Annotated in this window: 2 protein-coding genes; both read right to left on the bottom strand. The window is 56.2% G+C overall.

Annotated features, from left to right (window positions below):
- Window positions 1-204 precede the first annotated feature (204 nt).
- A complete protein-coding gene (locus AC097P_RS24890; RefSeq protein WP_479613089.1) occupies window positions 205-735 on the bottom strand; it encodes a class IV adenylate cyclase in 531 nt (176 codons plus the stop codon).
- Window positions 736-850: 115 nt separating this feature from the next.
- Window positions 851-1060: hypothetical protein (locus AC097P_RS24885; protein ID WP_479613088.1), on the bottom strand; the 210-nt coding region annotated here is incomplete at its 5' end.

Genomic DNA, 1060 nt, shown 5'->3' with positions numbered 1-1060 from the left:
CCTGGACGGCAACGCGCGCCGCGCATTGGACATCTTTGAAGACGAAGAGGTGGACGCCTCCGCCTTCAAGGCGCTCATTCGCGAGGCCGTGGCGCTAAACGGTACCCCCAAAGCCAAGCCTGCGAAAAAAACCAACGCTGACTAGTTGCTATCAATGTGATAGTAGCCAATTAAGCCTGTACGGGGGCTACAGGCTTATTTTGCTTAAGCCTTCCTGCTTGATGCCTTGTCCGCCAACAGATCAACATACGCACGCTCCACCAACTGCGATGGTTGCACACCCAACTTGCTGATGGTGGTATCTGCCTCTTGCTCACCCAGCTCGGCCGCTTCGCCCTCTTCCAGCATGACCTCCAACTCCAGGTAGTCACCCAGTCCTTCCACGCGGTCTAGGTGGATGTGCGTGCGACCGACGATGTACAGCGTGCGCTGCTTTTTGACGCGGCCCGACTGGCCGTAGGCCAGTGACAACGTCTCGCGCAATACATCGGGTGCGTGGGTGGGCGCCGTCGTGAAAAAACTGGGCTTGGGGCCTTTCTTATCTGCCCGTTGGTAAAAGATCAGCACACCAGTTCCGTCTGCGAAAGCGCGTAGCTTGAGCCGCCCGGCGGCGCATCGGAAGAAAGTGTCATCTTGCAATATTTCAACCGGAGCGCCACCACTGAGGGACGCGGCTAGAGGCTTTAGGCGCTCCACGCTTTCGATGCGGGCCTTGATTTCAATATTGCGTGGCATGGGTGTGTGTCTCAAAGAAATGGGGGCTTTTCCAACATTATCCATCGCGCTAGGGTTGCGGCAGAGCCCATAGAATCTTCGGCAATGGACACGCACCTCACTACAACATTGAAGGTCATAGCCGCTTTGGCCACTGCGGGTGCGGCAAACTATGGCATGACCCTGTTGTCGGCACCGAACCATTCGGGCACTGCCGTGGCTGCGAGGGTATTGCTGACGTCTTTTGGCCTGTTTTCGCCAAGTATTCGATGGAAATCGTGATGCTGCCGATTGCCATTTTATCTTTCATGCTCCGCTTGGTACTGGGCGGCAAAGCCAAACCAAA

This window comes from Rhodoferax sp. ZS1R8 (genome assembly GCF_056521325.1).
Note: the sequence above shows the minus strand (reverse complement) of the source record. Positions and strands in the feature narration are given on the sequence as shown.

Coding starts and splice junctions, on each gene's coding strand:
- AC097P_RS24890 (WP_479613089.1), bottom strand. CDS start 735: ATGCCACGCAATATTGAAATCAAGGCCCGCATCGAAAGCGTGGAGCGC.